This is a genomic window from Halorhodospira halophila SL1, from assembly GCF_000015585.1.
GTDB lineage: Bacteria > Pseudomonadota > Gammaproteobacteria > Nitrococcales > Halorhodospiraceae > Halorhodospira > Halorhodospira halophila.
In genome coordinates, this window is the sequence record NC_008789.1 from 1367558 (window position 1) to 1385562 (window position 18005).

The following is an 18005-nucleotide window of genomic DNA, read 5'->3' on the forward strand; positions in this document are numbered from 1 at the left end:
GGTGGCGCCGGGAGAAGCGGGGCTGGGCGCCCCGCCTAGCTCAGTGAGGCGATCATCTTCCGCACCGCCTCCATGCCGTGGATCAGGTGCTCGCGGATCTCGTCCATGGAGAGTTCTTCGCCATCCCCCATGCCAGCCGCCCAGTTGGCCACTACGGCACAGTGGGCGTAGCGCAACTCGGCCTCGCGGGCCAACGCTGCCTCCGGCATCCCGGTCATCCCCACCAGGTCGCAGCCGTCCTGCCGCATCCGGCGAATCTCCGCAGCGGTCTCCAGGCGCGGGCCCTGGGTCGCGCCGTAGGTCCCCCCGTCCACCGCGTCGATACCGGCGTCGCGGGCAGCACAGAGCAGCCACTCCCGCACCGTGGCGTCGTAGGGATAGGTAAAGTCGATGTGGGTGACGTGCTCCAGATCCTGATCGTGGAACGTCGAGATGCGCGAGTGGGTGTAATCGATGATCTGGTCCGGGATGGCGATCCGGCGCGGCGCGTAGGCCTCCCCGAGGCCGCCGACGGCAGCCACGGCGATCACACGATCGACCCCGACATGACGCAGGGCCCAGATGTTGGCCCGGTAATTGACCTGATGCGGAGGAATGTTGTGACTATGACCGTGGCGGGCCAGGAAGGTGATATTGTGGCCCCGGAACGTACCGTGAATCAGGGGGGCCGAAGGCTCGCCGAACGGGGTCCGGACCACCTCGCGGCGGGTAATTTCCAGCCCTTCCAGGGACGTCAGCCCCGTCCCGCCGATAATGCCGACACTCATCAACGCTCCTCCGTATCCGGTTCTTGCTGGGTTTTCGCCGCCTGTTCGATGCGCTGATCGATGGCGTAGATGCCGTCCGCGTTGCGGCCGAGGCCCCGACAGTCCATCCCGGCGCCGAAGACGTAGCGATCCTCCACTTCCAAGCCGACGTAATCGGCGCACAGCCCCTGATACTTGCGGTCGTGGCGCTTATCGACCAGCACGGCCGTGCGCACCGAACGGGCACCTGCGCTGCGGAAGGCGTCGATGATCCCGGCCAGGGTGTTGCCCTCATCGAGGATGTCATCGACCACCAGCAGGTCGCGCCCTTCGATCGGCGTCGTAGGCAGGGCGTGCCAGACCAGCTCCTCGCCGCTGAGCTCGTTGCGATACCGCGTGGCGTGGACGTAGTCCACCTCGAGCGGGAAATCGAGCCGCGGCAGCAACCGCCCGGCGGGGATCATGCCACCGATCATGACACCCAGGATCAGCGGGTTGCGGCCACCAAGGTCCTGCGTGATCTCCCTGGCCATCCGATCCAGGGCCTGATCGATGGCCCACTGGTCATGAATCAGTTCGGCCCCGCGCAGATCCGGGGCATCGTCCCAAGGCATTGCAGCCCTCCTGGTACTGTTCTCTGTTTCGGTGTCTTCACCCCGGCGCCCCGAACCCGGGAACGCCCTCGGTCAATTCGCAGACCGCTGTCTGGTAGGCGCCGTCCGCCCGTAACTCGGGCCACCCGGGCGCCGGTCGGCCGTGCATGCGTACCAGACGCAGCGCCGACGTGGGATCCAGCCAGCGATCCCCGGACGCCTCGCCGAGCAGCGCCTCGGCCTCGGCCGGATCGCAGACCAGCGCCACATCGCAGCCCGCCCCCAGGCACGCATCCACCCGGTCGAACATGGTACCGGCGGTCTCCGCCCCGCGCATGCCGAGGTCATCACTGAAGACCGCACCGAGGAAGCCGACCCGGCGGCGCAGGATGTCACCGATCCAGCGTGGGGAGAAACCGGCCGGCCGGTCGTCGACATCGGGGACGACCAGGTGCGCAGCCATGACCCCTGGGAGTCCCGAGGCCGCCAAGCGCTGAAAGGGTACCAGATCCCGACGCGCGATCTCTGCCAGTGAACGGTCATCGCAGGGCAAGGCCACGTGGCTGTCGGCCTCGACCGAACCGTGCCCCGGGAAGTGCTTGCCTACCGCCGCCATCCCCGCCTGACGCATGCCGCGCATCCAGGCGTGACCGAGCCGCGCCACCGCGGCCGGCTCACGGTGCAGGGCGCGAGAACCGATCACGTGGCTCACCCCCCCATCGAGATCCAAAACCGGCGCGAAACTCAGATCCACCCCGCAGGCGCGCAGTTCCGCGGCCATCACCCACCCCGCCCGGTGCGCACTCTGCCGGGCCTGATCGGGATCGAGATCGTACAATCGACCGAACCAGGAAGCGGCGGGCAGCGGGGTGAAGCCCTCCCGAAAGCGCTGCACGCGGCCGCCCTCCTGATCGACAGCGACCAGCAGGGGCGGCTCACGCACGGCGTGAATGGACTGTGTCAGATCATGAAGCTGCTGCGTATTTTTAAAGTTACGCGTGAAGAGAACGACCCCACCGACGGCCGGATGCCGCAGGAGCTCTCGCGCCTGCGCTGGGAGTTCACCCCCCGCGATTCCAATCATGAGCGGGCCCAGCATGGCGTGCTCCTCCCTGTCGCCCCGATCACCCAGCCCTGGCCGGCACGGGCCGGGTCGGCCAGGGCGGACCGATCCAAACCGGGGTGCCTCCAGTCACCGCATCGAACAGGTCGATCACGGCCGCGTTACGCATACGAACGCATCCGTGGGAGCACGGTACGCCAACAGGCTCGCTATCCGGGCACCCGTGGATGTAGATGAACCGTCTCATGGTATCCACTGCGCCAAGCCGATTCACCCCGCGCTCCAGGCCGGAGAGCCACAGGATGCGGCTCAGGATCCAGTCGCGCTCGGGGTGGTCGTGATGCAGGGTCGGTGTCCACACCTCGCCGGTCCAGCGACGGCCCACGAAGACGGCACCGCTCGGGGCACCGGCACCGATCCGTGCCCGCACGCAGTGCCAGCCTCGCGGGGTGCCACCACTGCCATTGCGCTCACCGGCGCCTCGGGCGCCCGTGGCCACCGCATACACGCCAAGCGCCGTCTCTCCCTCGAGCAGAGTCAGCCGCTGCGCCAGCAGATCCACACTCAGCCAGCGGCTCGACGGGATGTTGCTCACTTCGCCCATTGACTGAAGGGGTGCTGGATCAGGCAGACGTTGTAATAGCGCGGGTCGTCCGAGACCTCCTCACCGATCCAGGGGGGGCGCTCGAACGCCTCCTCGGCATCGCTCAGCTCGATCTCGGCGACGACCAGCCCCTCGTTATCGCCCTCGAAGACATCGACCTCCCAAGTATGCCCGGCCCACGGCACCTCGTAGCGCACCTTCTCGATCTGCGGTCGCTCGCAGAGTTCTGCAAGCATCTCTTCGGCATCCCGCAGCGGGATCGGATACTCGTACTCGCGGCGCTCCACCCCTAAGGTGGCGCTCTTGATGTTCAGCCACGCGTACTCGCCGGCCACCCGGACCCGAATCGAGGCGCGCTGGGCACCGACCAGATAACCCTGACGCATACGCTGCCCCGCGTCTGCGTATTCACGCCATTGATCGTTTACAAGCAGGAACTTGCGCTCGATTTCTTGCGCCACTTCATCCTCCACTTGAAGCGTGTGACTGGCGCTACCATACAAGCCGCAGCCCGCGCCGTCACAGCAGAGCCCCCTCGCCCATACCGGCCCGAGCGATTACACTGTCCGCCCTTTCCGATACGGAGGGTGTGAACCTGATGCCGAAACTCGTCTTACTGCGTCACGGTCAGAGCATCTGGAACCTGGAAAACCGGTTCACTGGCTGGTACGACGTCGACCTAAGCGACCAGGGGATCAACGAAGCCCGCGAGGCCGGTGTCGCCCTGCGCGAGGCGGGCATCGCTCCGCAGGTCGCCTACACGTCGGTGCTCAAGCGGGCCATTCGCACCCTCTGGCTGAGCCTCGCCGAACTCGACCGCATGTGGATCCCCGAGATCAAGGACTGGCGGCTCAACGAGCGCCACTACGGCGCACTCACTGGCCTGAACAAGGCGGAGACGGCCGAGCAGTACGGCGACGAGCAGGTCCACATCTGGCGGCGCAGCTACGATACGCCGCCCCCGGCACTCGATGCCGAGGACGAGCGTCACCCGCGCCACGATCCGCGCTACGCCGGCCTAGACCCGCAACAGCTGCCAGGTACGGAATCGCTCAAGCTGACCCTGGAGCGCGTGCTGCCCTGCTGGGAGGGGGAAATCGCGCCGGCCCTCCGGCAGCACGACTGCGTGCTGATTGCCGCCCACGGCAACAGCCTGCGCGCGCTGGTCAAGCACCTCGACGGTCTGGCCGACGATGCCATCATGAAGGTGGAGATCCCCACCGGCCGCCCCCTGGTCTACGAACTGGCCGAGGACCTGAGCGTGCAGCGCAGCTACTACGTGCAGGACTGAGACCGCGGTCGCCGCGGAGGAGACGCACCGATGTCCGATGAGTCCTCCCGGGATCGTGACCCCGCCTCGCCGCTTCCCCATCTGACCGGCAGCGGCGAGGCACACATCGTGGACGTCGGCGAGAAACCGGCCACCCGGCGGGTGGCCGTCGCCGAAGGCTGGATCCGGCTCTCGGAGGCAGCGTTCGCAGCGCTGCAGGCCGGGGAGCTGAAAAAGGGCGATGCCCTCGGGACCGCGCGTATAGCCGGGTTGATGGCGGCCAAAAGGACCGCCGACCTGGTGCCCCTCTGCCACCCCGTCGCACTGAGTCACGCCGAGGTGACCCTCACCCCGGAAACAGCCACCCACCGTGTCGAGTGCCGTGTCCGGACCGAGACCACCGGCCCCACCGGTGTCGAGATGGAGGCCCTCACCGCGGTGCAGACCGCCCTGCTGACGGTCTACGACATGTGCAAGGGGCTCGACCGAGGCATGGAGATCGGTGGCGTCCGCCTCGTCCACAAGCGGGGCGGACGCTCCGGGCACTGGGGTGACGATCCCGGCTAAGCGCCGAGCGCGTCCACCTTGGCCGCCAGGATGAAGTCGTTCTCGTGCAGCCCCTCGATCTTGTGCGTCTGGATCCGCACCTCGGCGTAGCCGTATCCGAGGAGGATATCCGGGTGGTGGTCCTCCGCCTCGGCCACCTCGGTGACTCGGTTGACGAAAGACAGCGCATCGATGAAGTTACGGAATTTAAAGCGTCGATAGATCATGCGGGCGTCGGTGTCCAGCGACCACTCCGGCACCTGCACCAGCATCTGCTCGGCCTGCTGCCGATCCATGGGTGCCACACCACCCTGGCACGGCACGCACGTCTTGTCGGTCAAACTCATGGCGCCAACCTCCACCGTCGTTGATCAGGCGTCCCCCCAGTCTAGGTGCATGACGGGCAGAGGAGACACCCAAAACAGCCCGCGGGATTCACTCAGGGGATGAGCAGCGCACGGAAGTCGTTGACATTGGTCAGAGTCGGCCCAGTATGAAGCAGCCCCCCCGCGGCCTTGAACAGGCCGTAGCTGTCGTTGTCGGCCAGGTACGCCCACGGATCGAGTCCATGGGCGCGGGCGCGTGCCAGGCTTGCCGGGTCCACCACGGCGCCGGCGTTGTCCTCGCTGCCATCGATCCCGTCGGTATCCGCGCAAAGCAGGTGGAATCCCGGTATACCCTCGGCGGCCAGCGCGGCCGCCAGGGCCAGCTCGGTATTGCGACCGCCGCGGCCTGAGCCGCGCACGGTCACTGAGGTCTCGCCACCGGAGAGCAGCACACAGGGGGGCGGTACCGGGGCGCCCCAGCGCCGGCAGGAACGCCCCATCCCGATGAGTACACGGGCCACTTCGCGGGCTTCGCCCTCAATGGTGTCGCCGAGCACCAAAGGCGTCATCCCCTCCGCCCGCGCCGCTTGTGCCGCCGCCTGAAGTGCCGCCTGCGCGCCAGCGACGACGTGGCAAGAGACCCGGCGCAGGCGCGGGTCATCGGGCCTCGGAGGCAACTGCGCCCGATCCAGCGCCTCTGCCACCGAGGTTCCGCAGGGCACCCCGTAGCGGTCCAGGAGCCGGCGCGCGTCCTCCGGCGTGGAGCTGTCCGGACTGGTGGGACCGGAGGCGATGGTCGCCGGATCGTCTCCGGGGACGTCGGAGATCAGCAGGGTCACCACCCGAGCCGGATGAGCGCGCAGGGCGAGCCGCCCGCCTTTAACCGTCGACAGGTGTCGACGCACCGTATTGATCGCGTCGATCGGCGCACCGCTGCGCAGCAACGCCCGCGTGGTCGCCTGTTTATCGGCCAGCGTCAGCGGCGGCGCGGGCGCCGTCAACAGCGCCGATCCGCCACCGGAGAGCAGCACCAGGACCAGATCGCGCTCCTCCAGTCCCTCCAGCTGTCCGAGCAGGCGCTGCGTGGCGGCCACGCCGGCCTCATCGGGGACGGGATGACCGGCTTCCCGGACCTCGATGCTGCGCGTGGGCGCCGCATGCCGGTACGGTACGATCACCGTCCCGCTCAGCGGGCCGGGCCAGTTCGCCTCGACGGCGGCAGCCATCGAGGCCGCCGCCTTGCCGGCCCCAACCACCACCGTCTTCCCCGCCCCGGGCTCGGGCAGCATCGGCGGCAGACATCGGGCCGGATCCACCGCCGTCAAAGCCGCCTGAAACCAGCGTTCAAGCCACTCCCGATGGTTCCGGCGCTCCGCGCCCATGGCAACCTCCGCTTCCTGCATGCCCTACCCGCATCTTTGCACACCTGACCCGCTAATGCTCTAATGCAGTGCAAGACGGAAGCGGGGGTGCCCGCCCGGCCACCGGGCCGGCGGGCTGAGAGAGTCCCTTGGAACCTGATCCGGTTCGTACCGGCGTAGGGAGCTTCCGGGTGTACCGAGCCAACCTCGGGCTGCGCTGCAGCGCTGCACACCCGCCCCGCTCCGTCTCCACCTGGCACTCAACAAGGGAGATGGAGCCGTGACCGACATGGATTCCGCAACCACCCGTCCGCCGACCCCGGACCAGACCCGCGACACCAGCACCTGCCCGCTCAGCCAGGCTGTCCGAGAGCGCGCCTGCGCTGCGGCCGGCCCGTTCCCGGCCTCGCATCGGGTCTACCTGCAGGGAAGCCGGGATGATCTGCGGGTGGCCCTGCGAGAGATCGTCCAGAGCCCAACCCAGACCCCGAACGGACCGCGCGAGAATCCGCCGCTGCGGGTCTACGACACCGGCGGCCCGTACACGGACCCCGAGGCGGAGCTCGACCCGGCGCGGGGGATCCACCCGATCCGTGCCCCCTGGATCGCCGACCGCGGCACCGACGCGTGCACCCAGCTCGACTACGCGCGGGCTGGAGTGACCACCCCGGAGATGGAGTACATCGCCCTGCGTGAGGGCCTGTCGGCCGAGTTCGTGCGCGATGAAGTCGCCCGCGGGCGGGCCGTGATCCCGGCGAACCACTGCCACCCGGAGGCCGAGCCAATGGCCATCGGCCGCCATCTCAAGGTCAAGGTGAACGCCAATATCGGCAACTCCCCGCTGAGCTCCGGCATCCCGGAGGAGCTGGAGAAGCTCATCCACGCCGTGCGCTGGGGGGCCGATACGGTCATGGACCTATCCACCGGCGAGGCCATCCACGAGACCCGCGCCTGGCTGCTCCGCAACTCGCCGGTGCCGATCGGCACCGTACCGATCTACCAGGCGCTCGAGAAGGCCGGCCGCCCCGAAGACCTGACCTGGGAGGTGTTCCGCGACACCCTCATCGAACAGGCCGAACAGGGCGTGGACTACTTCACCATCCACGCCGGCGTGCGGCATGGCCACGTCGATCTGGCCCGCGGGCGGTTGACCGGAATCGTCTCCCGCGGCGGGTCGATCATGGCCAAGTGGTGCAGCCACCACCAGGCCGAGAGCTTCCTCTACGAACGTTTCGATGAGATCTGCGAGATCCTGGCCCGCTACGACATCACCGTCTCGCTCGGTGACGGCCTGCGCCCTGGTTCTGTCGCCGATGCCTCCGACGAGGCGCAGCTGGCCGAGCTGCGCACCCTGGGCGAACTCACGGAACGCGCCTGGGCGCGCGGCGTGCAGGTCATTATCGAGGGGCCGGGTCACATCCCCATGAACCAGATCGAGGAGAACATGCGGCTACAGAGCGAGGCCTGCCTCGAGGCGCCGTTCTACACCCTCGGCCCCATCGTGACCGACATCGCTCCCGGCTACGACCACATCACCTCGGCCATCGGCGCCGCCCAGATCGGCTGGCACGGCACAGCGATGCTCTGCTACGTGACCCCCAAGGAGCACCTGGGCCTGCCCAATGCCGACGATGTGCGCACCGGCATCGTCACGTACAAGGCGGCGGCCCATGCGGCCGACGTGGCCCGCGGGCACCCCGGGGCACGCGATCGTGACGATGCCCTCTCGCGCGCCCGTTACGAGTTCCGCTGGGAGGATCAGTTCAACCTCTCCCTGGATCCGGAACGGGCCCGCGCCTATCACGACGAGACCCTGCCCAAGGCGTCCCATAAGGAGGCGGCGTTCTGCTCGATGTGCGGGCCCCGCCACTGCGCCATGGCGATCAGTCAGGAACTCTGAGCCCGGATTGGGCTTATGATCGTTTTTGACTATCGAACGGGTTGCATCTAAAGATTAGACCTAAAGCGTTCGGTGGCTTAGATTGAAAACCGTGACGTTCGACGCATCGCCAACGGTTCTTTGAAACACCCGGCGGCCCGCCCCAGCCGCCAGCAAGCAAGCTTCCCGACTCCACATGACGATGACGTTCGGCCGCCCTCCGGGGCGGCCTTTTTTTGCGCCCTCACCGCCTCGCGGCCCGCAGGATTCGAGCGCCTAAGGACCCGCCGCGGCAGCAGCCGCCTAGCCAGCAGCCTCGAGCATGGCCCGCAGGCCGCCACCACGAACGGTTCGCTGGCGCACCGCCGCCTTCAGCACGGCCGGTTGCGGCTCCAGCAGGGTGAACCACTGACTGGCCCGGGTGATGCCGGTGTAGAGGAGCTCACGGGTGAGCACCGGACTGGGCCGATCCGGCAGCAATAAGGCTGCGTGGCGAAACTCCGAACCCTGGGCCTTGTGCACCGTCAAGGCGAATGCCGTCTCCACGGACTCCAGCCGATGGGGCGGGACCCAGCGGATGCGTCCGCTGCCATCGGCGGCGCGGAAGGCGACACGCAGCACCTTCTGTCGCTCCTCCCCGGCACCCCCCGCCTCCGGGCTCTGCACCAGGAAGCGCGGGACGCGCAGGGCGATGCCGATATCCCCGTTGATCAGCCCCAGGCCGTAATCGTTGCGCGTGACGATCACCGGTCGGCCCTCGTACCAGGCCCCCTCACCTCGGATCAGCCCCCGCTGGCGCAGCGCCGCGGCAAGGCGCTCATTGAGGGCCTCGACCCCGTACGGTCCGCGCCGCAGCGCCGCCAGCAATTGGAACGCCCCGTGCGTCTCCAGCACCTGCGAGGCCCAGCCGGCGTACTCCCCAGCGGAGGCATCCGGGCCCGGTCGCAGTTCCTGGATGTCGCTCAGATAAGCGGCGTAGCCCAGGCCGGTCTGCCCGCCGTCCACCGCCCAGTGGATCAGCGTCGGGTCTTGCTCTCCGTCGGCAAGCTGCACCCGCGCCAGATCGCCCTCGTGCCCATACCCCCAAGCCTCGACCGCCGCCTGATCACCGGCATTCACCGCCCGAGCCAAGCGCCCGATCCCGCTGTCGGCACCGAACCGGTGGCTGTGCCGAAGCATGACGACATGCTGGTCGAGACCACCGCCGGTGGGATCGATCAGCGCCGACGGGATGCACTGGCCGCTGACCGCCTCTAGCCACTCGGCGGTATCGGGCCAATAACCGCCCTGATCTGCCCGGGCGCAGAGCTCGCCAAGGATGGCCCCGGCCTCCACCGAGGCCAACTGGTCCTTGTCACCAAGCAGCACCAGACGGCCCCCATCCGGCAGGGCCTCCAGCAACGCCGCCATCAACTCCACGTCGATCATCGACGCTTCATCCACGACCACCACATCCGCGGCCAGGGGTTCCCCGGCGTGGTGGCGAAAGCGCCGTCCACCGCCTGCGCCCAGCAGCCGGTGCACTGTCACCACCTCGGTGGGTATCCGCGCGCGCAGCTCGGCGCCGCCGTCCAGCTCCTCCAGCCCCAGCCGATCCACCGCCCCGGCGATGCTCGCGTTCAGCCGTGCCGCCGCCTTGCCGGTGGGGGCCGTCAGGCGGATGCGCAGGGCCCCGCCGTGGAGCCCCTGCAGCAACGCCAGCAGACGCAACACCGTCGTAGTCTTGCCGGTACCCGGTCCGCCGGTGATAACACTGAAACCACTGCCGGCGGCCACGGCACAGGCGACCCGCTGCCAATCCGGGCCATCGCCCCCAGGCGCGCCGAACAACCCATCCAGCCAGCGCCGGACCGTGGCCGGGTCGAGCTGCGCGCGCCACTGCGCCGCTGCATCCACGCGCTGCTGCACCACCCGTGCGATGGTGCGCTCGCAGGCCCAGTAGCGGCGCAGATAGAGCCTCGGTCCGTCGCGGACCAGCGGTGTGGAACCGGGGCCTCTGCCCACCAGTTCCGGGCACTCCAATTGCCGCTCGAACGCATCGCGACCGCCGGCGGCGTCCAGGAGTGCCGCGGGCGATTTCACCGGCTCGGGCGCGTCAACGGTCTCCGGCGGAAGGCTCAGGACCGGCTCGGCCCGTTCCCAGAGCTGATCGAGATCCAGGCAGACATGCCCACGGCCCGCCTGATGACTGGTCAGCGCTGCGGCCAGCAACAGCAGCGGCGGCGCATCGGGCACCTGCTCACGCAGGAACTCCGCCAGGGCCCCATCCAACGGGCGCAGCCAGCCCAGCGCCTCGGCCTCACGCAGCCACCTGAGGATCGCCTCCTGATCGACCCGCACGCTCACAGCGTCTGCTCCTGCGGCCCATCGGGCCCGTCGCGCAGCCACCCATCGAGCTCTTCGATCAGGGCCCGCGGCGGACGCGCGTGGAACACGCCCTGCCCCGGCGCCTGGACGCCGCGCAGGAAGAGATAGAAGCCACCACCGACGTGGCGATCGTAGTCGTAATCCGGCATCCGTGCGCGCAGGAGCCGGTGCAGCGCCAGGGTGTAGATCACCAGCTGCAGGTCGTAGCGGCGCTCCAGCACCTCGGCCTCCAGGTACTCCGGGGCATAATGGCCATCGCCACCTCCGAGCCAGTTGGACTTATAGTCGGCGACGTAGTAGCGGCCCTCATGGCAGCAGACCAGGTCGATGAACCCCTTGAGCATGCCGTTGAGCCGCGCCGGGGCGACCGGCGGGCGGGCACGCCCCGGCAACAGGTGCTGGCACACCAGGTCGTCAAGCCGATCCGCGCGCAGCGGCTGGGTCTCGATCAGGAACTCCAGCTCCGCCTGATAGGTCGGTAGCCGTCCCAGCGCGAGGGTCGTCTGCGCACCGGGCAACGACAGCTCGGCGCCGAGCAGCGCGCGCAGCCAGCCCTGCACGGTCGCCACCTGCCCGTCCCAACCGCGAAAGCGGCAGCGCCGCTCGACCTCGGCATCCAGCCACTCGGGCTGCGCGCCGGCAGTGGCCAGCCCCAACTGCGTCGCGGCCCACTCCAGGAGGTTGTGCAGAAAGGTGCCGGCATCCGGACCGCGCGGAAAGCCGTGCCACGAGCCAGCATCCCCCCCCGCTTCTTGGACAAGGGCGTGCCCCGACTCCTCGCGCAGGACATCCTCGGCGGCGCTCGCCGGCGCCGAGCGAGCACGACCGGCGGTATCGTGGCGAACCAAAGCACTGTAGCTGGCAATCCACCAGGCATCGGCGGCCCGTCGCCGGGGCTGGCACGGCTCACCGAGCGGCGGCGCCGCCGGATCACCGACGAAGCGACTGGCCTCATCGAGCAGCGGCTCGCTGACGGTGATGGCCGGATCTGCAGCCGCGGCCTGCTCAAGCACCGCCCCGAGCCCACCGGGCTCCACCCCATCCGGTCCAGCGAGCAAATAGCCCGCTGCGCTGCGCTCGAGCAGGCTGCGCTTGGTATTGCCCTGGGTGATCGGCGCCATACCGACCCAGCAGGCGTGCTGCGCCCGCGTCAAGGCGACGTAGAACAGGCGCAGGTCCTCGGCCAGGCGCTCGGAGTCGGCCGCCTCGACGTCCTCCTGATCCAGCTCGAAACGCCAGCGCAACCGCCCGTGCTGATCCGGCACCCGTCGGGGGGCGTCCCGCGCGGTGACCGGGCGGAAGGTGCAGACGAAGGGCAGGAAGACCAACGGATACTGCAGCCCCTTGGACTTGTGGATGGTTACCACCTTGACCAGATCCTCATCGCTCTCCAGGCGCAGGATCTGATCCTCCACCCCGTTGCGGGCCTGCTGGCGCAGTTCCACCAGGTGGCGGATCAGCGCCTGCTCACCGTCGTGCTCGCGCGCCCACTGCTGCAACAGCTCGGCAAGGTGGAGCAGATTGGTCAGCGACCGCTCGCCGCCGCTGATGGCCAACAGCCGCTGCGGCACGCCGAAGTCGTGCAGCAGGCGGTGGAGCATCGCCAGCACCCCGCGGCTGCGCCACAACCGACGATACTCGCCAAACTGCTCGATGCGCCGCTCCCAGGCCAGCTCATCGGTCACCAGCCGGTCGAGCTCGCTCAGCGCCAGTCCCAGGGTGGGGGTGGCCAGGGCCGCCCGCACCAGCCCCTCATCCGTCGGCTCGGCACAGGCGCGCAGCCAGCGCACCAGGTCGTCGGCCTCAGCGGTGGCCAGCACCGAATCCCGATCGGAGAGGTAGACGCTGCGCACCTCGCGGGCGGCCAACGCCTCCTGGATGGCGCTCGCCTCGGTGTGGTTGCGCACCAGCACGGCCATATCCCGCGGGCGCACCGGCTCCAGATGACCGCCCGGGTGGCGAAACCCGGTGACCGCCGGTCTCGCCGCACCGCCGTTGAGCAACGCCACAATACGCGCTGCACACGCCTCGGCGTAGGTGGGGAGGTAGGCGTTTTTCGCCACCGACACGCCAGGGTCATGGCACCAAAGGTTCAGCGCCGGATGCTCCGCCCCCGCCTCCTCGAAGAACTCGCCACGCCCCTGGGCCTCCACCGGGTGGAAGGGCAACCCGCCCCCAGAGCCGCCCCGGAAGGCGAAGGCGCCCGCCGGCCAGCTCCCCTCGGCCCGCGCGAAGAGCTGGTTGACCGCGCCAACCAGCGCCTCGCTGGAGCGAAAGTTGCGCGGCAGCGTGTAGTGTCGCCCCTCGGTGGCCGCCCGGGCGCGCAGATAACTGTGGATATCCGCCCCGCGAAACCCGTAGATCGCCTGCTTGGGATCCCCGATCAGGAAAAGCCCCAGCCCCGGATCATTGTCCGCGATCCGGTAGACCGTCTCGAAGAGCTCGTACTGAACCGGATCGGTGTCCTGGAACTCGTCAATCAGCGCCACCGGGAACTGGCTGCGGATGGTCTGCGCCAGACGCGCCCCCCCGGGGCCCCGCAGGGCATCACGCAGCCGGGTGAGCAGATCCTGGAAACCGAGCTGCGCCCGGCGGCGCTGCTCCGCCTGAAAACGCCTGGTGATCCAGCGAGCGGCGGCCCGCAGGATGGCCACCCCGGGCGCATCCAGCTCCACGTGACGATCCAGCGCCTTGAAGGCGCGATGGAGTGAGGCCGGCAGGCTCTGGCCCTTCTTATGTCGCGATGGGTCCGCCAGACCGGTGGCGCTCATGCGCTCGAGCAGGCCCGGGTCGGGCTTACCCTTGTCAGTCAGAGGCACCGGCTGGGCCGGATCGTCTGCCCAGGCCGCCATGCGCTCGAGCAACTGCTGCGGGTTCTTGTACTTCGTGCCGTTGAGTACGCGACGGTGCAGATCGAGAAACTCGGCCTCCACCGCCTCCCGCTCGTCGCGCCAAGGCGCCTTGAGCTGTTCCAGTGCCTGGTGCCAGGCGCCCAGGCGCTCGGCCAGGCCGGATGGCTCGAGCAGGGGGTCATCCGCATCGTCGGCGAGCTCCTCATCGGCGCCGATCAGACGCGCCAGCGCCCTTTGCAGGGCATCCGGATCCGCAGCCCCCACCGCTTGCCGGAAGAGCTGGAAGGCCTCCGGGTCGAGGGGATAGACGAAAGTCCGCCAGTAGTCGCGGACCGATTCGGCGAGCAGCTCGCCGGGGTCAGTCTCCAGATCCTGGGTGAACAGACTGCCGCTGTCGAAGGCGTGCTCGCGCAGCATCCGATAGCACCAGGCGTGGATGGTGGCCACGGCCGCCTCGTCCATCCACTCGGCGGCCAGCTCCAGCACCCGGGCTGCCTGGGCCCGTTCTGCGCGCTGCGGATACTCCCGCAGCAGCCCATCCAGGAACGGATCCAACTCCACGGCCTGATCCGGATCCCGAAACGCCGCGGCCGCCTCTGCCAGGCGGCTGCGTATGCGCTCACGCAGCTCGCGGGTGGCCGCCTCGGTGAAGGTCACCACGAGGATCTGCGGCGGGGTCAGCGATTGCCCGTACGCGGCCTCACGGCCGTGGTTGAGGACCAGACGCAGGTAGAGCGCGGCGATGGTGTAGGTCTTGCCCGTCCCGGCGCTGGCCTCGATCAGCCGCGATCCGTACAGCGGGAAGCGCAGCGGTTCGAGGGGCTTGGCGTCCTCAGCCGTGCCCATCGCCGTCCTCCGCGTACTCCTTGACCGCCCGCCACAGGGGCGCGTAGAGCGCGTCGCGCCAGCTCGGGAAGGCCGCATCCTCCAGCCAGTCCGCCGCCCGCGGGAAGGCGCGCAGATCGTGGGCGTCGGCGGCCGCCCACGTGTAGTCATCCCCGGCATAGACCCGTTCGGCCGCGGCCGCCGGATCACCGCGCTCCTCGTCCTGCGCGGTCAGCCAGGCGCAGGTCGGCTGGCAGGGCACCGGCAGCGGCCGGCGCTGCGCCTCGGCCCAGCCGGCGAGCAGCTGGCTCAGGTGCTCGTGGGCCTGCCCCGCCTCCAGCGGCGCCAGGGCCACGTCGATGTCGTGTCCGACGACCACGGTCGTCAGCGGCTCCGCGGCCGCGTTGGCCATCAGGTGGGTGACCCACGGCGTGGCAAGCAGGTCAAAGCGCCAGCGTACCTCCCGGCGCTTGACCCCCAGGCGGCTGAGGTGGTGCGTCAGGCGCACGCGCCGCTGCCCGTCACTGCGGATCCCATCCACCCCGCCCTCCAGCTGCCAATCCCCATGGCGGTGCATCAGCCGCTGCAGCGGCTCCAGCTCATGGGGATAGGTAGCCAGATGCCGGTGGTAGCGCTCCAGCTGCTCATCGGCTTCGATCTGAAGCGTCTCGGCCCAGACGGTACCGGCCGGGCCCAGCGGCAGCGCGCCGGTGCGCTGCAACCGCTGCGCCTCGGCGGCCAGCCGTTCGCGGCGCATCTCGGGATCCCCGGCCGCCTCCTGCCCGGCCAGGAAGAGCACCTCGCGCATCTGCCAGCGTGTCAGCCCGTCGAGCCCGAAGGGCTCCTGATCCTCGCTGGCCAGTGGATCATCCTCGAACCGGACCCCCAGGCGACGGTTGAAGAAGGTCTGTACGGGCTGCTTGAGCAACGCCCCCAGGGTTTCGGGTGTGATCGGCGCCGGCGGATCCTCCACCGGCCGCTCGGGCAGCGTCGTGACCCGCGGCCCGGACCCGGCTTCATCGCCCTGATGGGCCGCCCACCACTCGCGGGCGTAGGTGTAGTGGCGCGCCGAGGGCTCCGTGCGGAAATTCTGGCGGCTGAACGGCTGCAGCGGGTGCTCCACGGTCAACGCCTCGAGCAGACCGCCGGCCTCCTCCTCGTCGGCCAGGCGCCAGCCGGCGGCCAGGTGATCGCGCAGCTGACCGACCAGCACCGAAGGCGGACGTGGCTCGTTATCACGCACGCTGCGGCCGATCCAGCTGATGTAGAGCCGATCCCGGGCCGAGAGGAGCGCCTCCAGGAAGAGGTAGCGATCGTCCTCGCGGCGCGAGCGGTCGCCGGGCCGGTAATCGTCAGCCATCAGATCGAAATCCAGGGGGGTGGGGCTGCGCGGGTAGTCGCCATCGTTCATCCCGAGCAGGCAGACGTGGCGGAAGGGGATCGCGCGCATGGGCATCAGGGTGCAGAAGTTCACCGCCCCGACCAGGAAACGCTGGCTCAGTCGCGTATCCTCCAGCGCCTGCAGCCAGTGCTCGCGCACCACGTTCAGAGGCAGCGGCTCGGCGAACGCCCCGGTCTCGCAGTCACGCTGCCACTTCTCCAGGGCATCGCGCAGCCGCTCCAGGGTCAACGACTCCACCTCGCCGGAGGGGTCGAAGTAGGTCCCCAGCAGCCGCTGCAGCCGCTCGCCCCACCGCTCCGGGGTGGCCTCCTCGCGCAGTTCGCCCCAGGTGCCTTCCAGGGCGCCGACCAGCCGCTCCAGGCGCCCGACGAGGGCGGCGTCGAGCCCGCCCACCTGCGGATACGGTTCGACCCCGGACCAGGCCTCCCCGGCGCCGACGGCGTAGCCGAGCAGCATACGCCGCAGACCGAAGCGCCAGGTATTCTGCTCCAGTCCCTCGGGCAACTGCAGCCCGGCGCGCTGCTCGCGATTGAGTCCCCAGCGGACCCCGGCCTCCTCTGCCCAGCCGTGCAGGGTGGCCAGGTCCGCCTCGGTGATCCCGAAACGCCGCCGCAACGCCGGCGCCTCGAGCAGATCGAGCAGGTCACTCAGCCCGCAACGCGACTCGGGCAGGCTCAAAAGCTGCTCCAGGGCGATGAGCAGCGGATCCAGCCCGCGCTCGCCCTGGTCGGCCACCGTATAGGGAATGTGGCGCGCATCGCCGGCATCGAAGCGACCAAACACGGCCTCGATGTGCGGTGCGTAAGCGTCGATATCCGGCACCATCACGATGACATCGCGCGGGCGCAGCGAGCTGTCCTCCGAGAAAGCGGCGAGCAGCCGGTCATGGAGAACCTCGACCTCGCGCTGGGCGCTGTGGGCCAGATGGAATTGCAGCGACGCATCTTCGCGGCCGACCGCCGGCCAGGCCTCCCGGGTCTCGGCCAACGGACGCAGGTGGAGGATATCGTCCTGGAGCTGGCCGAGCAGAGATCCGGTCGCCGGGCCACGGAAGAGATCGATGCGCTCGCCCGCCTGGGCCAGGGCCTGGTGCGGATGGGCCTGGGGATCCTCGTGGGCATCCAGCAGTCCGATATAGTCGCGCCCTTGCTTGCCCCAGGCGGCGAGCAGGGGGTGGGCGTGATTGTGCAGCTCTTCCGGATGCAGGACCTCGGGCATGCCGGCCTTGCGTGGCCGCCGCCCGGGGTCGGCACGCAGCAGATCCTTATCCGCGATGATATCCGCCCAGTAGAAGGCGCAGGGATTGTGAACAAAGACGAGCACCTGGGCGAAACGCGACAGCTCCTGCAGCGCCTCCAGTGTCTGGCGCGGAAGCGACGAGATGCCGAAGACGATCACCCGACGCGGCAAGTCTGCCGGCGCGGTGTCCAGGCTCGCGATGCGCTCCCGGTAGAGTTGATGGACCGTGGCCTGGCCCGCCTCGTCCGCCACCTCGGCAAGTTCCGCGCACACCGCACGCCAGAGCGAAGCCTGCCAGCGCTGCGTATCGTCCAGATCGCGCGCCTGTCCACGTGCATCGCGGCAGACGTCCTCGCCCCGCGACCAGTCCGCCAACCAGTCCGCACGGTAGACCTGGTACTGATCAAAGAGATCCGCAATCCGTGCAGCGAGCTGATAACGCTTGCGCCCATCGGGATCATCGGCCAGGAAGCCGCGCAGCGGCTCAAACCCAGGGTGATCGCGGAGTGCGGGAAGCAGGCGCGCGAGCCGCCAGAGCAGCGGGTCCTTGCCGAAGGGGGATTCCCGCGGGGCGCCCTCCGGGCCTAGGACCGCACGGTAGACCGACCAGAGAAAGCGCGCCGGCAACTGCATCGAGACCGCCGCAGCGATCCCGCAACCGCCCTGCTCCGAATCCGGGTGGCGAGCCAAGGCCAGGCGCAGCCACTGCGCCATACCATTGCTCTGGACCAGGAACACCTCGTCCTCAAGGGGTGCGAGTGGGTGCCGCTGCACCCACTCCACGGCCACCTGCCGAAGGTCTTCCAGCCGATTGCCGTGGATGGTCAGGAAACCAGGTTCGATGGATGGCTCGGCCGCCAAGCGGGGCTCCTTTCCGCCGGAATCGGGTCACACGCACCTGCGTCACTGCCGTCCGGGCGTGCTCCAGGGCG

The 18005-nt window shown here is 69.2% G+C and carries 13 protein-coding genes and 1 riboswitch; of the genes, 3 read left to right on the forward strand and 10 right to left on the reverse strand.

Annotated elements, in window-relative coordinates; translation table 11 throughout:
* Nucleotides 1–35: 35 nt before the first annotated feature.
* Genes HHAL_RS06405 through HHAL_RS06425 form a run of 5 tightly spaced genes read right to left on the reverse strand, consistent with a single transcriptional unit; the run spans nt 36 to nt 3467 of the window.
* A complete protein-coding gene (locus tag HHAL_RS06405; protein ID WP_011814057.1) occupies nt 36–767 on the reverse strand; it encodes an S-methyl-5'-thioinosine phosphorylase in 732 nt (243 codons plus the stop codon).
* Complete coding sequence (locus HHAL_RS06410) at nt 767–1360, reverse strand: hypoxanthine-guanine phosphoribosyltransferase (RefSeq protein WP_011814058.1); 594 nt, start codon at nt 1358–1360, stop codon at nt 767–769. Before HHAL_RS06410 ends, HHAL_RS06405 begins: the two co-directional genes overlap by 1 nt.
* Before the next feature lie 37 nt (nt 1361–1397).
* Nucleotides 1398–2438 (reverse strand): beta-N-acetylhexosaminidase, encoded by a 1041-nt coding sequence (nagZ, locus tag HHAL_RS06415; protein WP_011814059.1) that lies wholly within the window; start codon nt 2436–2438, stop codon nt 1398–1400.
* 25 nt (nt 2439–2463) lie between these two features.
* The gene (locus HHAL_RS06420) at nt 2464–3006 is read right to left on the reverse strand and encodes a L,D-transpeptidase (RefSeq protein WP_011814060.1); all 543 of its coding nucleotides are present in this window, start codon (nt 3004–3006) and stop codon (nt 2464–2466) included.
* The gene (locus tag HHAL_RS06425) at nt 2994–3467 is read right to left on the reverse strand and encodes a CYTH domain-containing protein (protein ID WP_011814061.1); all 474 of its coding nucleotides are present in this window, start codon (nt 3465–3467) and stop codon (nt 2994–2996) included. The genes HHAL_RS06420 and HHAL_RS06425 overlap by 13 nt, the downstream gene beginning before the upstream one ends.
* A 137-nt stretch (nt 3468–3604) precedes the next feature.
* On the opposite strand from HHAL_RS06425, the gene gpmA reads away from it, so the two are divergent.
* Complete coding sequence (gene gpmA, locus HHAL_RS06430) at nt 3605–4297, forward strand: 2,3-diphosphoglycerate-dependent phosphoglycerate mutase (RefSeq protein ID WP_011814062.1); 693 nt, start codon at nt 3605–3607, stop codon at nt 4295–4297.
* Between the two features lie 30 nt (nt 4298–4327).
* Nucleotides 4328–4843 (forward strand): cyclic pyranopterin monophosphate synthase MoaC, encoded by a 516-nt coding sequence (gene moaC / locus HHAL_RS06435; RefSeq protein ID WP_011814063.1) that lies wholly within the window; start codon nt 4328–4330, stop codon nt 4841–4843.
* On the opposite strand, the gene HHAL_RS06440 is transcribed toward moaC, so the two are convergent.
* Both HHAL_RS06440 and HHAL_RS06445 read right to left on the reverse strand, forming a co-directional pair.
* Complete coding sequence (locus tag HHAL_RS06440) at nt 4840–5169, reverse strand: 4a-hydroxytetrahydrobiopterin dehydratase (protein ID WP_011814064.1); 330 nt, start codon at nt 5167–5169, stop codon at nt 4840–4842. The two genes, moaC and HHAL_RS06440, sit on opposite strands and share 4 nt — an antisense overlap.
* 92 nt (nt 5170–5261) lie before the next feature.
* Nucleotides 5262–6551 carry a glycerate kinase type-2 family protein gene (locus HHAL_RS06445; RefSeq protein ID WP_242463951.1) on the reverse strand — a complete coding sequence of 430 codons (1290 nt, stop codon included), beginning with the start codon at nt 6549–6551 and terminating at the stop codon, nt 5262–5264.
* A 52-nt stretch (nt 6552–6603) separates the two neighbouring features.
* A riboswitch (TPP riboswitch) is annotated at nt 6604–6709 on the forward strand.
* Nucleotides 6710–6798: 89 nt separating this feature from the next.
* Here HHAL_RS06445 and thiC point away from each other — a divergent pair.
* Nucleotides 6799–8409 carry a phosphomethylpyrimidine synthase ThiC gene (thiC, locus tag HHAL_RS06450; RefSeq protein ID WP_011814066.1) on the forward strand — a complete coding sequence of 537 codons (1611 nt, stop codon included), beginning with the start codon at nt 6799–6801 and terminating at the stop codon, nt 8407–8409.
* Nucleotides 8410–8691: 282 nt separating this feature from the next.
* Here the strand turns inward: thiC and recD are convergent, their stop codons facing one another.
* From recD to recC, 3 genes are read right to left on the reverse strand one after another with little or no spacing between them, the layout of a single operon-like run.
* Entirely contained in the window at nt 8692–10734 is a 2043-nt protein-coding gene (gene recD / locus HHAL_RS06455; protein WP_011814067.1) for an exodeoxyribonuclease V subunit alpha, read from the reverse strand.
* Nucleotides 10731–14453 carry an exodeoxyribonuclease V subunit beta gene (gene recB, locus HHAL_RS06460; protein ID WP_011814068.1) on the reverse strand — a complete coding sequence of 1241 codons (3723 nt, stop codon included), beginning with the start codon at nt 14451–14453 and terminating at the stop codon, nt 10731–10733. Before recB ends, recD begins: the two co-directional genes overlap by 4 nt.
* A complete protein-coding gene (gene recC / locus HHAL_RS06465) occupies nt 14440–17934 on the reverse strand; it encodes an exodeoxyribonuclease V subunit gamma (protein ID WP_011814069.1) in 3495 nt (1164 codons plus the stop codon). The genes recB and recC overlap by 14 nt, the downstream gene beginning before the upstream one ends.
* Nucleotides 17935–18005: the final 71 nt, after the last annotated feature.